Below are 15,825 nucleotides of genomic sequence, written 5' to 3'. Positions count from 1 at the left end.
TATATTCATGTTTTCGAAACTGAAATTCTTACTAAGCTACACACATAAATATCGCTGGTGGTATACCGGAGGACTGCTCTTTTTAGCACTAACAGTCTGGGTATCAGTCACCATACCCGAATTCATCCAACAAAGTATCGACCTGATTGAGAAGGGACGCATAGGCAACGAATCGGAATTCCACAAAAATGTACTGATAATTGTGGGACTTGCGTTAATACTTATACTCGTGAGAACCTTTTCGCGAATCCTTATTTTTATTCCGGCACGCCTTATTGAAAAACAGCTTAAAGGTATGATGTTTAAAAAGCTGTCCTCATTTGGAAAAGACTATTACGATTTAAACTCAACAGGAAATATTATTTCCCGAATCAATAACGACATCAATGGCGTGCGCATGATTACCGGATTTGGTATTCTGCAAATCGGGAATATCATACTCTCCCTTTCGCTCACACCCTACAAAATGTGGAAATTATCGCCCGAACTAACGCTGCTATGCGTTATTCCAATGGTTGTTGTTTTTATCGTTGTTCGGGTTGGAATGGCAATTATGGTAAAAAACACCCGTGCACAAATGAGTATTCTCCAGAAGTTATCGGGTAAAACAATCTCCTTTTTATCAGGGAACAGTATCATTAAAAGTTACAACATCTACCCATGGGCTGAAGAAGAAGTCCATCAAGAAAGTGTCTCGCTGTATAAAAGAACACTTAAAATCAGCTGGATTCGCTCATTCATTATGCCATTGCTCGGAAATCTTGGGCAAATCCTGAAAATCGTCGTGCTTTTTGTAGGCGGAATGTATGTCATCAATGGGAAGTTCACAATTGGAGAGCTCACAGCTTACATGGCATATGCAGCCCTGTTAAGTCACCCCATCATGGGATTGGGCTGGGTGCTTACCGTTTTTCAGCAAGGCTTTGTTGGTATTAGCAGCTTACAAACTATTTTAAACCGTGAGGGAACCGACGATCATAGAAAAGCCCTGCCAGCTCAAGCAAAAGACCAACTTTTCAGTGAAGGCATCCGGGTAAAAAATCTCAGTTTCACCTACCACAACGGAGACAAACCCGTTTTGAAAGACATTTCATTTTCGGTAAAACCGGGGCAGGTTGTTGGTATCACCGGACAGGTTGGTTCGGGTAAAACAACTTTGATTAACTGCCTGAATGGTTATCTGCGTCCTGAAAAGGGAATGATCTATTTGGACAAGCAAGACACGGCTGATTTACGAAGTGAAGATATTCGATCGGTCGTTCGAACCGTAACACAAGAGGTATTCCTGTTTTCCGACACGATTGAAAACAATATTATTTTTGGCGCAGAAAAATCGACTATAAAGAACGAATTTGATGATGTGATTTATAAAAGTGCCTTTTATGATGATTTACATCGACTGAACAAGCAAGAAAAAACATTGGTTGGCGAGAAAGGCATCATGCTTTCGGGCGGACAGAAACAACGGATTAGTCTGGCTCGCGCACTCTACACTCCTTGCGATTTACTCATTCTTGATGATGTATTTTCGGCCGTAGACACAGACACCGAACGATTTCTGATCAAACAGATTTTCGATCATCACCCGGCAAAGAGCCTGTTAGTTATTTCGAACCGGATAAGCGTGCTCGAAAAAACCGATTTTACGATTGTTCTGGAAGAAGGGCGAATGGCAGCCAAAGGAAATCATCAGGAGTTGCTTCAAACATCAGATTTTTACCGGGAGATTTTAACCCTGCAACAAGAAAACTAAGAACTGAAGACAAAAGAAATGTTTAAGGCAACAATAAATAAGATATCGAATACTAACGATTGGAAACTACTCCGAAAATTTGCGGGATTTTTTGTGCCTCACAAAAAGTGGTTCTTTTTAAGCATTGCTTCAATTCCGATCACAACCGTTGCCGGTATTTTATTCCTTTGGCTGGTTGAAAATATTGTTGATAATTATATTGTACCAGGCAATGTTGATGGGCTAACAACGCAAATTATTTTACTGGCAGTGGTATTGCTCGTCAATTTACTATTCGATGGTTTTTACAGCTATTCCTTCTCCAAAGCCGGAGGATTGGCTATTGTTGACCTTCGCAAAAGGTTATTTGGAAAGTCGTTGCGATTTCCCTTGAGCTACTTCGACAAAAAGCCTATCGGTGTAACCTTATCGCGACTCACTAGTGATATGGAATCTATCCAAGAATCGTTTGCTGCCGGAATTTTAGGGCTGCTGGCCGACAGCATTAAAACGCTGGCACTGGTGAGTTACCTGTTTTATCTGAATTGGAGACTAACCCTGGTTTTGCTTCTGGTTGTGCCTCTGATTGTTTTGGTCATGCGGTATCTTCGGAAAAAGATTCGCCAAGCCTACAATACTTCCCGCAGCAGCCTGGCCAAATCGGCAGCTTATTTACAGGAATCACTCAATGGTATGAAAACCATTCAGCTTTATGCTGCCGAAGACGAAGTACTCGAAAAATATAACGACCTGAACAAGCAGTACTGCGATGCCCAAAACAGTTCAAACGTATACGATTCAGCACTTTATTCAATTGTTGAAGGAATTACATCCCTGGCAACAGCGTTGGTAATATGGTACGGTGCCATCCAAATTTGGGATTATGGATTTACAATGGGGGTGCTCATTGTTTTCGTCACAACACTGGAACGTCTTTTTATTCCGGTCAGGCAGTTTGCACAGCAGATTTCCACCATCCAACGTGCTTTATCGGCGCTGGAACATATCAGCGAGTTATTTAAACAAAGAGTTGAAGCACCCGAAGAAGTTGCAACCAATCAACCAACCGAGCCAATCGAGCTAAAAGAAATTGAATTTAAAAATGTTTTTTTTCGGTACAATGAAGATTCGCCAGATGTGTTAAAAGATGTATCGTTCAAACTTGAAAAAGGTGACCGAATGGCATTGGTTGGCACAACCGGATCAGGCAAGTCGACCATCATTAAACTACTGACCAAAACCTACACCGGCTACCGCGGATCGATAAAAATTAATGGCATCGAACTCACCGACATCCCATTAGCACAGGTTCGCGAAACAATATCGGTCATGCAACAGGATATTTTCATGTTCAATAACTCGGTTGAATTTAATATTTCGTTGGGTCGAAAATTCATAAGTCGAAGCGATGTCGAGCAAGCAGCATCTTTTGTTTTTGCCAATCACTTCGTCAACCAGCTTCCGGGAGGGTATGATTTTATTATTCAAGACAATGGCGACAACCTTTCAAAGGGTCAGGCACAACTTATTTCATTTGCCCGGGCAATTAGCGGCAACAGCGAACTAATCATCCTGGATGAAGCAACCAGTGCTGTAGATTCAGTTACTGAACAATACATCCAACAAGCCATAGCTAATATTTTCTCGATGAAAACAGTAATTGCTGTGGCTCACCGACTGAGTACAATTAAAAACTCAGACTTGATTTTGGTTCTGGAAGACGGAAAAATTATTGAACGGGGAAATCATACTGAGCTAATTCGACACGGGGGAAAATATGCACAACTGCTTCATCAATTGGCCGAAGAAAATCAACAAGAATAGCAAAAGCTAAACGAAGAAAATGGCGACTCCGATTACTGTAATCACGGCACCAATAATTTCCTTCCAGTTTACTTTCTCTTTAAAAATAAGAATAGCCGGAGGAATAATTAAAACCGGAACAATTGCCATAATCGTTGCCGCAATTCCTGCCTTTGTATTTTGAATGGCAATAAGCGAAAAGGAAACCCCCAAGAATGGCCCAAAGAAAGAACCCAGCGTAATGCGTTTCATCGCTGAGATATTTTTCAAAGCCGCCCACACCCGATGATAACGTTTCAATACCAACAACAAAATGGCAAAGCCAACAATTCCACTCATCACCCGAATTTGAGAAGCCGCAAAAGCATCGTAATCTCCCATCCCCTTTTTGCTCATTACTAAGCCGGTAGCCTGGCCAAGAGCGCCACCCAACGCCAACAAAATGCCGGGGACTGAATACGCTGAAGTTAACCGTTTACGAATTTTTTTCTCTCCGTTCAAAGGCCCAGCCTCACGCTTCAAAATCACCATGCTAATTCCACATAAGGTGATTGCCATGCCAATCCAATTCGATAGTGAAAGAACTTCGTCCAATACAAAATAGGAGATAAACGCGGTGAAAGGCGGAGTCATGGCCATCATTAGCATTGAAATACGGGCACCAATAACCACAAAGGCCTGAAACAACAGCAAGTCGCCAATTACAAACCCGACGATGCCCGAAGCAGCCAACCAAAACCACTGATAGGCGTTCGCATCAAAAGGAAACCACATTCCACGTGTTACCTGTGTATAGGCCGAATAAATAAAGAATGCGATAACCAATCGGATCAGATTTACAGCCAAAGAGCCTACTTTTTTACCGGCTGACTCAAATGCCATACTGGTTACCGTCCAAAACACAGCGGTGAGCAACGCTGCGATTTCACCCCAATAAGTCTGCATTACAACGAAGCCTCCTTCATACTTGTACTTTAACTCTGATTTTTAAATAGTCATTGAAAGGCGGCTAATTTAAAGAAATAATCAGACTTACAAACATATAAAATTCAGCTTTTAAAAAGGACATCTCGCTTTCGAGTTTTCAGCAGTAAACCAGCGTAGTTCTATGCGATTAAGATCCTTTAGGGGTAAATAAAAATCATTCGGGAGGCCTGTTTTTGGTGTAAAAGTTACTTTTTGCCTTTTTTCAATGCAAAACACACAAATTACTAAAAACATTGCCTTAATTAGCATGATTAAATATGAAGCAAGATCTTCATTTTTGTTACTCATGAATGAAAGACCGTCTAACCAACGGTCTTTCTATTTAATGACTCCCGATAAGTCAATTCGTTTTTACTCTGAAAATAACAAGTTGGGGTTTATGATTCAGATCTAGAATTAGCACCCCCGAGCTCATTACTACATTTTAAAAATCGGTTATAAAATTATCGAATAAGAATGAATGCTTCCTTTATTCTTCGAACTGAATAACTTCTACCGGACACTCTTCTGCTGCTTCTTTAATGCAATCTTCGTTAGCTGCATAGTCAGCTCCCTCTTTAACAATAGCCTCATCAGGCATTTCAAACACATCAGGACACGAACTTTCACACAATCCACACGACGTACAACCTTCTTCAATCCAAACTTTTGTAATTGCCATAACAATAAATTTTAGTTGTAATTAATTTAAAACTTCTATTTAATCAGCACTTTATTTTTCAACGAGAGAAGCTTTAAATTGTTTTAAAATAATTCTACTTTCAGTGTTTTAAACAAAAAAAGCCAGTGTCTTTCAACACCGGCTTCCGCTCATTTTTGGCAAAATGTGCCATTGCTTTTCAGCAACGCTTATTTATAAGAGGTTTTGGTCTAAACTTATTTTTCAAATATTTTGCTTTGCTCATGCACACCACTTATTGAGCGTCCTGATGGATCAACATTGTCCTTGAACGATTCATCCCAAGCCAAAGCTTCGGCAGTACTACACGCAATTGATGGTACCGATGGCACGCATGATGCAGCAGCATCAGAGGGGAAGTGCTCCTCAAAAATGGTACGATACAAATACTCTTCTTTCGATCTTGGCGTATTTATCGTAAAACGGAAATTAGCATTTTCCATCATCTCATCCGAGATTTTATCTTTAGCAATTTGCTTCAGCGTATCAATCCATCCATAACCAACGCCGTCTGAGAATTGTTCCTTTTGTCTCCAGGCAACGCTTGCTGGTAAAATATCTTCAAATGCTTTACGAACAACCCATTTTTCCATCTTTTCTTTGCCAGCCATTTTTGCCTGAGGATTCATGCGCATGGCCACGTCAATAAACTCTTTATCAAGGAATGGGACACGACCTTCAACTCCCCAGGCTGCCAAGGACTTATTGGCACGCAAGCAATCGTACAAATTCAGTTTGCTTAGTTTGCGCAGTGTTTCCTTGTGAAACTCTTCGGCATTTGGCGCTTTATGGAAATACAGGTAACCTCCAAAGATTTCATCAGCACCTTCACCGGTCAGAACCATCTTGATTCCCATGGATTTGATGACACGAGCCAACATATACATCGGAGTAGCAGCCCGTATCGTCGTTACATCGTAAGTCTCAATGTGGTAAATTACGTCGCGAATTGCATCAAGTCCTTCCTGTATGGTATAATTTATCTCATGGTGAATTGTTCCAATATGGTCAGCTACTTTGCGCGCTGCAGCCAGGTCAGGAGATCCATCTAGTCCAATTACAAAGGAGTGCAATTGTGGCCACCAGGCATCTTTCTCATCGCCAGCCTCAACCCTTTTGCCTGAGAATTTTTTAGCTAAAGCAGAAGTAACAGAAGAATCTAAGCCACCGGAAAGCAAAACACCATAGGGCACATCGGACATTAATTGACGATGTACTGCTTTTTCCATCGCCTCTTTCAATTCTTCGACACTGGCTTCATTATCTTTTACATTTTCGTAATCCATCCAATCGCGGGTCCACCATGTTTTAACTTCGCCATCTTTACTATATAAATAGCTGGCAGGAGGAAATTCCTCAATCTTGGTGCAAACACCTTCCAGTGATTTTAACTCGGATCCAACGTAGAAGTTTCCGCTTTTGTCCCATCCCATGTACAATGGAATAATGCCAATATGGTCGCGACCGATCAGGTAAGTATCATTTTCAACATCATAAAGGGCAAATGCAAAGATTCCGCTTAAGTCATCCAGAAAATCAATCCCTTTTTCCTGGTAAAGTGCCAAAATTACTTCACAATCCGACCCTGTTTGATATTCGTATTTATCTTTGGTTTGTTCCCGAATTTCCTGGTGATTGTAGATTTCGCCATTAACGCCTAAAATCAGCTTTTTATCTTTACTATATAACGGTTGACCTCCCGATTCCGGGTCAACAATTGATAATCGCTCGTGGGCGATAATTGCTTTGTCGCCACAATAAATCCCAGACCAGTCTGGCCCGCGATGTCTAATTTTTTTTGACTGTTCTAAAACCTGAGGCCGCAATTGCTGGGCATCTGTTTTCAAATCAAATACACCTACTATTCCACACATAATGCCAAAATTTTAAATCTAATTCTTTATAATATTTTCAAACAACCTGACAAAAATAAGCTTTTTGATCAAACACAAAAACATATTCTGACATTTTTCTACAAATATTGAAACTATATTATCATACAGAGATAAAAACAAATGTTTTGGTTTCTATTTGAAACGCAAGTAAATTCATTATGCCCCTAAAAATAGGTAGTGCCTATTTGAGAAAGAAATCTTTTCAGAAAAGCACCCCCGATTTTCGACACCCCTTCATTGAAAAAGATAACCTTTTATAGAAACTTCACGAATACGCGTGATTTTTAGAGCTGCAACAAAAAAAGCAACTTTTTCAAGCTGCTTTCTATATTTAGGGTTGATAATGTACATTAAACATTAAACCTGAAATGCATAATATCTCCATCCTGAACCACATATTCCTTCCCTTCAACGGCCATCTTCCCGGCTTCTTTACACGCTTGCTCCGATCCTAGCGTTGTAAAGTCGTTATATTTTATAACCTCGGCGCGAATAAAGCCTTTTTCAAAATCAGTATGAATAACTCCGGCAGCCTGAGGGGCTTTAAAGCCTTTTTTATAAGTCCAGGCACGCACTTCTTTCACTCCTGCGGTAAAATAAGTTTCCAACTCCAGCAATTTATAGGCCGTCTTAATTAATTTATTAACGCCCGATTCTGCAAGGCCAAGATCATCTAAAAACATTTTCCGCTCTTCAAAATCTTCCAACTCAGCAATGTCAGCTTCTGTTGCTGCTGCAATCATCAACATCTCCGCATTTTCATCCTTAATCGCTTCTTTCACTGCCTCAACATAGGCATTTCCAGTGGTTACCGAAGCCTCATCAATATTACAAATATAAAGAATGGGTTTGTTAGTCAAGAGCTGAAGATCTTTTGCGATTTTTAAATCATTTTCATCCAGCTCAACCGTGCGGGCAGACTTTCCCTGATTCAAAGCTTCTTTATACAGCGAAAGAACTTTAAACAACCTTTTGGCATCAGGATCGTTTCCGGTGCGGGCTTGTTTTTCAACCTTTGCTAAACGACTTTCAACAGTTTCCAGGTCTTTCAGCTGAAGCTCAATATCAATTGTTTCCTTATCACGAACCGGATCAATGGTGGTATCAACATGTGTGATATTTTCATTCTCGAAGCAACGCAATACATGAATAATTGCGTCAGTCTCCCGAATGTTTCCCAGAAATTTATTTCCCAGCCCTTCGCCTTTGCTGGCTCCACGAACCAAGCCGGCAATATCAACAATCTCCACTGTTGTAGGCACTACCCGCTCGGGATTTACCAACTCTTCCAGTTTAATCAAACGATCATCGGGGACAGTAATTACTCCAACATTCGGTTCAATGGTGCAAAACGGAAAGTTTGCCGACTGAGCCTTTGCGTTCGATAAACAATTAAACAAGGTTGACTTACCTACATTGGGAAGTCCTACAATTCCACACTTTAAAGCCATTCTATTCTCTTCTTAAAAAATTGAGGGGCAAAGTTAATCCTTTTTGACTATTTTTGAACACCGATTCTATTCTGGGATTAATAAATTAACAAAACAAAAAATTGCAACAAACTACCATCAATGAAAGGCTGATTTAAACGCAAACACACAACGTTAAAAATCGTTAAGCAGATTAAACCATTGCAAGATTAATTGATCTATCGACTAAACCCTTTCGGATAATTTCATGAAAAGCGACCAGCAAATCATTCTCGAACTAAAACAAGAAAAGACAAAACAAGCAGCTTTTCGATCTTTAGTATCGACCTATAAAGAACGATTGTACTGGCACATTCGCAAAATCGTAATTAGTCATGATGACACCGACGATGTTTTGCAGAATACTTTTATTAAGGTGTGGCGCAACATCGACAATTTCAGGGAAGAATCCGGATTGTTTACCTGGCTGTACCGAATTGCGACGAATGAATCTCTAACTTTTCTAAACCAAAAAAAGAAGAAAACCTTTGTCGGCAACGAAGAGTCCAACGACTATATTTTGGAAAATCTACAGACTGATCCATATGTTGATGGTGATGAAATTCAGTATCGGTTGCAAAAAGCAATAGCACAGCTGCCAGACAAACAGCGTTTGGTTTTCAATATGCGTTACTTTGATGATATTAAGTATCAGGACATGGAGAAAATTCTTGAAACGTCAGAAGGTGCACTTAAAGCTTCGTATCATCATGCGGTAAAGAAAATTGAAGAATACTTTAAATCAGAAGAATAACATGGCATTTTTAGCGCAATGATTAAACTTTTCTAAATATAAAAAGTCAAAGTGGATGATGAGAAAGAATACTGATATATGGGACGAATTACAAAATGAACCTTTGGAACCACCTTTTAGAGTTCCCGAAGGCTATTTTGACACCTTAGACGATCGAATTGAATCTCGGATTGAAGAAGAATTTCAACCTGTATCGCAAAAAGGAAAAGTAATTCGAATGCTTAAACCATTGCTGGGAATGGCTGCAAGTTTTGCTCTTGTTTTTCTGTTGGTCTATTATCCACTAAGTGTTTATTTGCCCGATTATCTGGCAAAAAGTACGGACAAATCCGAGACAAATCAGGGGATCGCATCTGAAGAAGACCTTCTGTATTCTTACTTTTCGATCTCATCAAACTCTGTTTATGATCTATTTGCCAATGATGAAATTGCAACGGAAGAAGAAATTAGTTCGGACGAAATGTTGGATTATTTGACACTTTCGATGAATGAGGCAGAGATTTATGCCGAATTAAAATAAAAAAAAATTAAACCGAAATAAAATGAAGAAATTTTTTTTATTGACTTTACTGATCCTTTCAACAATGAGTTTTGCTTTCGCTCAAAACAGGATGAAACTGGATGATGACTGGATGGAAAAAATCAGATCAGAAAAAGTAGCTTTCCTGACGACCAAGCTAGAACTAACCCCGAAGGAAGCACAAAAGTTCTGGCCTGTATATAATGAGTTTGAAGAGAAACGTTTCAAAATTCATATGGAGCGCCGTAAAATGGAACATGAAACATTGGAAAATACGGATGGGTTGTCTGATTCTGAATTAAAAGCCATTTCGAATGATTTTGTTAGTTTGTTTCAACAAGAAGCCGATCTAATGAAAGAATACAGTCATAAATTCTTCGATGTTTTACCTGCTAAAAAAGTGGTCAGTTTTTACGATGTCGAAAATGACTTTCGATCACACATGCTTCAGGAGTTCCGAAAGAAAAAACGAGATAATAACCATTAAAATGAGCCGCAACAGCGGCTTTTTTTATGTCTGAGGAATCGGGGAATAACATCTACATATCCACACAATACTTTCCACTGACACCTTTTAATCCACACACACATACACACACTACTAGACTATATACCAACATATTAGCACAAAAAAGCCAAGTATCAGTCCATATTGGCAGGATTTTTTCAATATCCTTAGAGAAAATGCATAAAAAAACAATGAAATGGACAATGTACAAGGTAAAAATAAGAATACTCAAAATATTACCCCTGAAGAAGAACACTTTTTAAAACTAATTCAGAAGCGTTGGAGTCCCCGGAGTTTCAGTGATGAAAAAATCCCGATCGAATCAATTCAGCAGATTTTTGAAGCTGGAAAGACAATCATGTCGAGTTTCAATGAACAGCCCTGGCGAATCATCTTTGCGTTTAAAGATGATCCTCATTACTCAAAATTATTTGATTGTTTGGGGGAATTTAACCAAGACTGGGCTCGAACAGCACCCTGTCTCGGAGTAGTAGTAGCAAAAAAACACTTCACCAAAAAGGACAAGATAAATCGACATCGCTTTTACGATTCGGGTGCTTTTATGGCGGCTGCTACTTTGCGAGCAACAAGCATGGGACTATTTGCTCACCAAATGGCCGGATTCACACCCCAGAAGGTGGTCGATCATTTTGATCTTCCTGATGAATTTGAGCCGATCACCATGTTTGTCATTGGAAAGCCAACTGATCCCGGGCAACTCCCCGAGGACCTCAGAAAACAAGAAACGAAAAAGTCGGAAAGAAAAGAGCTTGATGAGTTTTTGTACCAAGAATGGGAAGTTCCGTACAGAAAAGCTTAGTAAAGTAAAAAAGCAATTTTTAAAATCTTAATCATGAGTAACAATAACCAATACGACACACTGGTGGGAGCAATTGAAGCATTGAAAAAACGCGGTTTTACGCATAATTTTTCAGTCAACAAATCAGGTCAACTTGAAGAAAATTCTGATAAGCATTATCAGGCTTCAGAAGTAATACTACATGAATTCCACCGATTTGAAGGAAATACCAATCCGGCCGACATGAGCATTGTTTATGCCGTTGAAACAAAATCGGGAGCGAAAGGAACAGTTGTCGACTCCTACGGTGTCGATGGCTCTGAAATCGTTTCAGAATTTATGAATAGTGCTGAGCAAAAGCAATTTGACTAATTCCATGATAAAACGAAGAAATTAATCTATAAGTGCAAAAAATATGTCACAAAAGATCTACACAATTATTGTTGATATCTGCAAGGACAGCGTAAAAGTTTATGAAACTGCTGCAGATAAAATTGAGAAAGGTGACCTGTAGACTTTATTCCTAAGGTTATCGCAGCAACGAAAATGCTTTTTTGAAAAGATAAAAAACGAAGCGTCCGAATTAGGCGCCGAACTAGATCTAGATGAATCCGGCTCGACCAAAGTTTTTTTTTACCGCACTTGCTTAGTCACAAAAGCTGTTTTTTCCAAGGAAACCAATGAAAAGGTTATCAACGAAAGCACGCAAGGCGAAAAAGTAGCAGTTGACACCTATAACAAAGTCCTGAGTAATGAAAATATCCCCAGATATTTGCGCGAAATTTTGGAAGAACAACAAAAATTAATCAAAGGTGCCATTTTATAACTAAATGGACTTAAAGCAGAAGTATAATCACAATATATACTTTAATTCAATCAATTTAATAAACAATAAAAATTAATATTATGAGTGCAACAACAGACAAAATCAAAGGAAACTGGAACACCATTAAAGGTAGTCTTAAACAAAAATATGGTGAGTTAACCGACGATGATTTAACCTATGCTGAAGGTCAGGAAGATGAACTGATCGGACGTATCCAGAAAAAAACTGGAAAAAGTAAGCAAGAAGTCAAAGATTTCATTGACAGCATTTAATACAAAACAGCATGGGAACATTAACAGGAAAAAAAGTAGCAATATTAGCGACTAACGGTTTCGAGGAATCGGAGTTGTTTGGGCCAAAAGATGCTCTTGAAAAAAGCGGTGCTGATGTTCGGCTAATTTCGCCGGAATCAGGCAAAATTACTGCGTGGAAACATGGAGAATGGAGCCGCAAGATCGACGTTGATGTTGACATTTCGGAAGCTGAGGTTTCAGACTATGACGCGCTGATGCTTCCGGGTGGGGTAATTAATCCCGACAAACTCAGGCGTGATAAAAAAGCGGTCAGCTTTGTTCGTGATTTTATGGAAACCGGGAAACCGGTTGCAGCCATCTGTCATGGGCCTCAAATGCTAATTGAAGCTGATGCAGTTAAAGGACGAACAATGACCTCCTTCTTTTCGATCAAAAAAGACCTGCAAAATGCAGGAGCTACTTGGATTGACCAAGAGGTGGTTGTTGACAATGGTCTGATCACTTCCCGCAATCCTTCGGATCTTGAAGCTTTTAGCTCAAAAATGGTTGAAGAAATCGCCGAAGGTAATCACTAATATTCTATTGTAAACAATAATGAAAGATCGAAACCAAAGGCAGTAGCATGGTTTCGATCTTTTTTAACTTCTAAAATAGACATCATGCCTAATAAAAAAGGATCATCTCGAATTAAGAATGAAGATCAGTACGAAGCACTGATTGAGAAAGGCGCTAGCAAGCAAAAAGCAGCACGAATTGCGAATTCACCTGATTCAGGAAAAAAAGGAGGTTCAAGCGAAAAATATGAAAAATGGACGAAAAAAGATCTGTATGAAAAAGCAAAGCAAGTTGGAATTGACGGACGAAGCAATATGTCGAAAAAAGAATTAATCAACGCCCTGCGAAATAGCTGACAATTCAACGTATTCATTTTTTACAGAATGAAAACAGAGCAACTTTCCTCCTCGCTTGTTTATGCAACCGACGAAATGCCAGGATACCACCGAATAAAAATCAGTCAAGGTTTTATTTACAAAAAACGAAGGAGAAAGAAAACGACACTTATGGTACAACGACTCTGCCTTAAAAAACATCTGAAGGAAGGCGAAACCACGCTCGAAATCCAGTTTAAAGGCAAGAGTGGAAAGTTTAAGACTATAACAACAAATCATCCAACATCGAAAAAATTATTGAAAGGATGCTCTGAACTTCCCGGGTACGAGTTGTTCCACTGTAAATCAAATGATGGTTACAAAGTGTTGAATTCCGAAGATGTAACCGAATACCTGCGAGAAATTTCCTCCCACGAGACCATTGCCAAAAACTTCAGGACATGGAGAGGTACCGTTCTATCAATCAAGTTTGAGCCCGAAGCGAGAAAAATTGTCGAAGAACCCCCACGAAAGAAAAAAATGTAACCTTCGTTCGCTTAGTTTCGAAAGAATTAAATAACACCGTTGCCCTAAGAGCCGGAAGTATTAGATTTACCCCAAAATACTGCCAACCATGAGCAAGAAAAGTTTAAATGATTTTGATTTGCTGAAAAATATCAAAGGAAAAAAGCGATATTCAAAATACGAGCTGTTTGCCCTGAGTATTTTGGAAATGGACCTCGGGCTGAACGAGAACAACTAATATGCGTCAAAAAAATTTATGAACATGGAAATGGTTGTCAATCAACTCTGGATTTTACTCGACGTTGTAATCGCTATGGTTTTATGCAGTGTGATTGGAGGCGAACGGGAAAAACTGGATAAACCGGCTGGCTTACGCACCAATATGATTGTTGGAAGTATTTCATGCTTTTTCGTAGCAATTTCTCCGGCTCTAAGTAATTTTATCAACGAGAACATTGCAACCGATATTATGAGTGTTGATCCGGTGAGAATTTTGCAATCGATCGTGGTTGGGGTTAGCTTTATTGGCGCTGGCACCATTTTGAAATCAAAAGATGAAAATACGGTTCAGAATCTCACGACAGCTTCTACCCTGCTCTATTCGTCGGGGATTGGAATCGCCGTGGCTCTAAAAGCATATGTTATTGCCGTGGGGCTTACCCTTATCATTTTATTCATCAACTCAATCAACCATTTGAGAGGCATTAAAGCACGATTTAAGAATAAGAGGAAATAACTGTTGGGTAATCATCTATGAATTACTAATTTAGTCTACATCATTTACATTTGTATAAAAAAGGCTATGCGATACATTCTGGTTTTGCTACTAACCACACTCCTATCTTGCTCTGAAGAAGGTGACCATGAAGGGAAAATAATTACGATTAATGGCCCCGTTAATCCAAGTGAGCTTGGGAAAACCCTTGCACACGAACACGTTTTGGTCGATTTTGCAGGTGCAGCAAACTACCATCCAGAAAACTACGATCACCGTGATGCGTTAAAAAAAATACTCCCTGAACTACTCAAGTTAGAAACATACGGGGTCAAAACATTAGTTGAATGCACTCCTCTTTTTGTTGGAAGAGATGTAAAACTGCTAAAACAATTAGCCGATTCAACAGGAATGCATATTCTGACAAATACCGGATTTTATGGTGCCCAAAGCAATAAATTTATCCCTGAGCATGTACTGGAGATGCCAGCTGAGGACATTGCTGAATTTTACATTGCAGAGTTTGAACAAGGTATTGAAGGTACTGGAATTAAGCCCGGCTTTATCAAAACAGCTGTTAATCGAACCCCACTTTCTAAGTTTCATCAAACACTGATACGGGCTGCTGCAATTGCGCACAAGTCAACCGGCCTTCCAATTATGGCACATACCGGGCCTGCAATTGCCGCATTCGAAGAGCTTGAAATATTAAAAGAAGAAGGCGTTTCTCCCAAAGCATTTATCTGGACACATGCGAGCGATGAAAAAGATTGGGGAAACCTTGTTAAGGCAGCACAAATGGGAGCTTGGGTTTCACTGGATAAGTATGGATGGAATGAAAAACATCTCGAAGGTGATGCTCTTGTTTATTTAAAAGATCAGGGCGTTTTAGACAGAATTTTAGTTTCACACGATGCCGGCTGGTACGACCCGTCACAACCCGGGAACGAATTCAAACCCTACACAAACATTTTTCAATTGCTCATTCCAAATCTGAAAGCAAAGGGATTCAACGAAGAAGATATCAACCAACTTTTAATTTCAAATCCGGCAAAAGCGTTTACCGTTGGCAAACGTCTGATTAATAACTCAAACTAAATTATCATGAGAAAATACAGCTACCTCATTCTATGGCTAATGCTTTCCATCCTACTTTTTACAGCTTGTGCAACTCAATCGGCTGGCAATATTACCAATCCTCCGGGTTTTTGGCACGGACTATTTCATGGCTTCATCATCTTATTTAGTTTTATAGCCAGCTTATTTAGCGACTACGAAATTTATGCTTTCCCCAACTCAGGAGGATGGTACAACTTTGGATTTCTGATTGGTGTAATGATGTTTTGGGGTGGCGGCGGTGCCAGTTCAAAACGAAGAAAATAATTCTTTGAGTTTCCTCATTTTGCATGAAAAAGGATTATGCAGAAAATAGTTGAACACAACTGTATTCAACTCCTAAGAAAACACATTGAAGCATTAAATATTGCTTT

General features: G+C 39.5%; 19 protein-coding genes and 1 pseudogene. 16 read left to right on the top strand and 4 right to left on the bottom strand.

The window, feature by feature from the left end; genetic code table 11:
- The first annotated feature begins 7 nt into the window (after positions 1-7).
- Positions 8-1,753 carry an ABC transporter ATP-binding protein gene (locus GR929_RS18700; protein ID WP_159522709.1) on the top strand — a complete coding sequence of 582 codons (1,746 nt, stop codon included), beginning with the start codon at positions 8-10 and terminating at the stop codon, positions 1,751-1,753.
- 18 nt (positions 1,754-1,771) lie between these two features.
- Positions 1,772-3,556 (top strand): ABC transporter ATP-binding protein, encoded by a 1,785-nt coding sequence (locus tag GR929_RS18695; protein WP_159522707.1) that lies wholly within the window; start codon positions 1,772-1,774, stop codon positions 3,554-3,556.
- 6 nt (positions 3,557-3,562) lie between these two features.
- On the opposite strand, the gene GR929_RS18690 is transcribed toward GR929_RS18695, so the two are convergent.
- From GR929_RS18690 to ychF, 4 genes are all read right to left on the bottom strand, one after another.
- Positions 3,563-4,480, bottom strand: coding sequence for a DMT family transporter (locus GR929_RS18690; RefSeq protein ID WP_159522705.1), 918 nt, complete (start codon positions 4,478-4,480; stop codon positions 3,563-3,565).
- 511 nt (positions 4,481-4,991) lie between these two features.
- The gene (locus tag GR929_RS18685) at positions 4,992-5,183 is read right to left on the bottom strand and encodes a ferredoxin (RefSeq protein ID WP_159522703.1); all 192 of its coding nucleotides are present in this window, start codon (positions 5,181-5,183) and stop codon (positions 4,992-4,994) included.
- A 215-nt stretch (positions 5,184-5,398) separates the two neighbouring features.
- The gene (gene asnB / locus GR929_RS18680) at positions 5,399-7,075 is read right to left on the bottom strand and encodes an asparagine synthase B (protein WP_159522701.1); all 1,677 of its coding nucleotides are present in this window, start codon (positions 7,073-7,075) and stop codon (positions 5,399-5,401) included.
- A gap of 371 nt (positions 7,076-7,446) precedes the next feature.
- Entirely contained in the window at positions 7,447-8,547 is a 1,101-nt protein-coding gene (gene ychF, locus GR929_RS18675) for a redox-regulated ATPase YchF (RefSeq protein ID WP_159522699.1), read from the bottom strand.
- A 226-nt stretch (positions 8,548-8,773) separates the two neighbouring features.
- On the opposite strand from ychF, the gene GR929_RS18670 reads away from it, so the two are divergent.
- The 14 genes and pseudogenes from GR929_RS18670 to GR929_RS18610 all read left to right on the top strand — a co-directional run bounded on the left by GR929_RS18670 (position 8,774) and on the right by GR929_RS18610 (position 15,718).
- Positions 8,774-9,319: an RNA polymerase sigma factor gene (locus GR929_RS18670; protein WP_159522697.1), complete on the top strand. Its 546-nt coding sequence runs from the start codon at positions 8,774-8,776 to the stop codon at positions 9,317-9,319.
- A gap of 55 nt (positions 9,320-9,374) precedes the next feature.
- The gene (locus GR929_RS18665; RefSeq protein WP_159522695.1) at positions 9,375-9,839 is read left to right on the top strand and encodes a hypothetical protein; all 465 of its coding nucleotides are present in this window, start codon (positions 9,375-9,377) and stop codon (positions 9,837-9,839) included.
- Between the two features lie 22 nt (positions 9,840-9,861).
- Positions 9,862-10,326, top strand: a complete 465-nt coding sequence (locus tag GR929_RS18660; RefSeq protein WP_159522693.1) for a hypothetical protein — start codon at positions 9,862-9,864, stop codon at positions 10,324-10,326.
- A gap of 217 nt (positions 10,327-10,543) precedes the next feature.
- Positions 10,544-11,167 carry a nitroreductase family protein gene (locus tag GR929_RS18655; RefSeq protein WP_159522691.1) on the top strand — a complete coding sequence of 208 codons (624 nt, stop codon included), beginning with the start codon at positions 10,544-10,546 and terminating at the stop codon, positions 11,165-11,167.
- A gap of 33 nt (positions 11,168-11,200) precedes the next feature.
- The gene (locus GR929_RS18650; protein WP_159522689.1) at positions 11,201-11,518 is read left to right on the top strand and encodes a phosphoribosylpyrophosphate synthetase; all 318 of its coding nucleotides are present in this window, start codon (positions 11,201-11,203) and stop codon (positions 11,516-11,518) included.
- 154 nt (positions 11,519-11,672) lie between these two features.
- Positions 11,673-11,972 (top strand): annotated as a pseudogene (locus tag GR929_RS22200) (DUF2383 domain-containing protein); the annotation flags it as partial.
- Positions 11,973-12,052: 80 nt separating this feature from the next.
- Entirely contained in the window at positions 12,053-12,244 is a 192-nt protein-coding gene (locus GR929_RS18640) for a CsbD family protein (protein ID WP_159522687.1), read from the top strand.
- Positions 12,245-12,255: 11 nt separating this feature from the next.
- Positions 12,256-12,801 (top strand): type 1 glutamine amidotransferase domain-containing protein, encoded by a 546-nt coding sequence (locus tag GR929_RS18635; protein ID WP_159522685.1) that lies wholly within the window; start codon positions 12,256-12,258, stop codon positions 12,799-12,801.
- Between the two features lie 84 nt (positions 12,802-12,885).
- Positions 12,886-13,137 carry a DUF7218 family protein gene (locus tag GR929_RS18630; protein ID WP_159522683.1) on the top strand — a complete coding sequence of 84 codons (252 nt, stop codon included), beginning with the start codon at positions 12,886-12,888 and terminating at the stop codon, positions 13,135-13,137.
- Positions 13,138-13,164: 27 nt separating this feature from the next.
- Positions 13,165-13,641 (top strand): hypothetical protein, encoded by a 477-nt coding sequence (locus GR929_RS18625; protein WP_159522681.1) that lies wholly within the window; start codon positions 13,165-13,167, stop codon positions 13,639-13,641.
- Positions 13,642-13,729: 88 nt separating this feature from the next.
- Positions 13,730-13,858 (top strand): hypothetical protein, encoded by a 129-nt coding sequence (locus GR929_RS22045; RefSeq protein ID WP_262886062.1) that lies wholly within the window; start codon positions 13,730-13,732, stop codon positions 13,856-13,858.
- Positions 13,859-13,882: 24 nt separating this feature from the next.
- On the top strand, positions 13,883-14,356 hold the full coding sequence (locus GR929_RS18620; RefSeq protein ID WP_159522909.1) for an MgtC/SapB family protein: 474 nt from the start codon (positions 13,883-13,885) through the stop codon (positions 14,354-14,356).
- A gap of 66 nt (positions 14,357-14,422) precedes the next feature.
- Positions 14,423-15,433 carry a phosphotriesterase family protein gene (locus GR929_RS18615; protein WP_159522679.1) on the top strand — a complete coding sequence of 337 codons (1,011 nt, stop codon included), beginning with the start codon at positions 14,423-14,425 and terminating at the stop codon, positions 15,431-15,433.
- Between the two features lie 6 nt (positions 15,434-15,439).
- Entirely contained in the window at positions 15,440-15,718 is a 279-nt protein-coding gene (locus GR929_RS18610; protein ID WP_159522677.1) for a hypothetical protein, read from the top strand.
- Positions 15,719-15,825 lie beyond the last annotated feature (107 nt).

The sequence above is a fragment of the Sunxiuqinia indica genome, from assembly GCF_009847015.1.
GTDB classification, from domain to species: domain Bacteria; phylum Bacteroidota; class Bacteroidia; order Bacteroidales; family Prolixibacteraceae; genus Sunxiuqinia; species Sunxiuqinia indica.
This window is presented reverse-complemented; position numbering and strand designations above follow the sequence as displayed.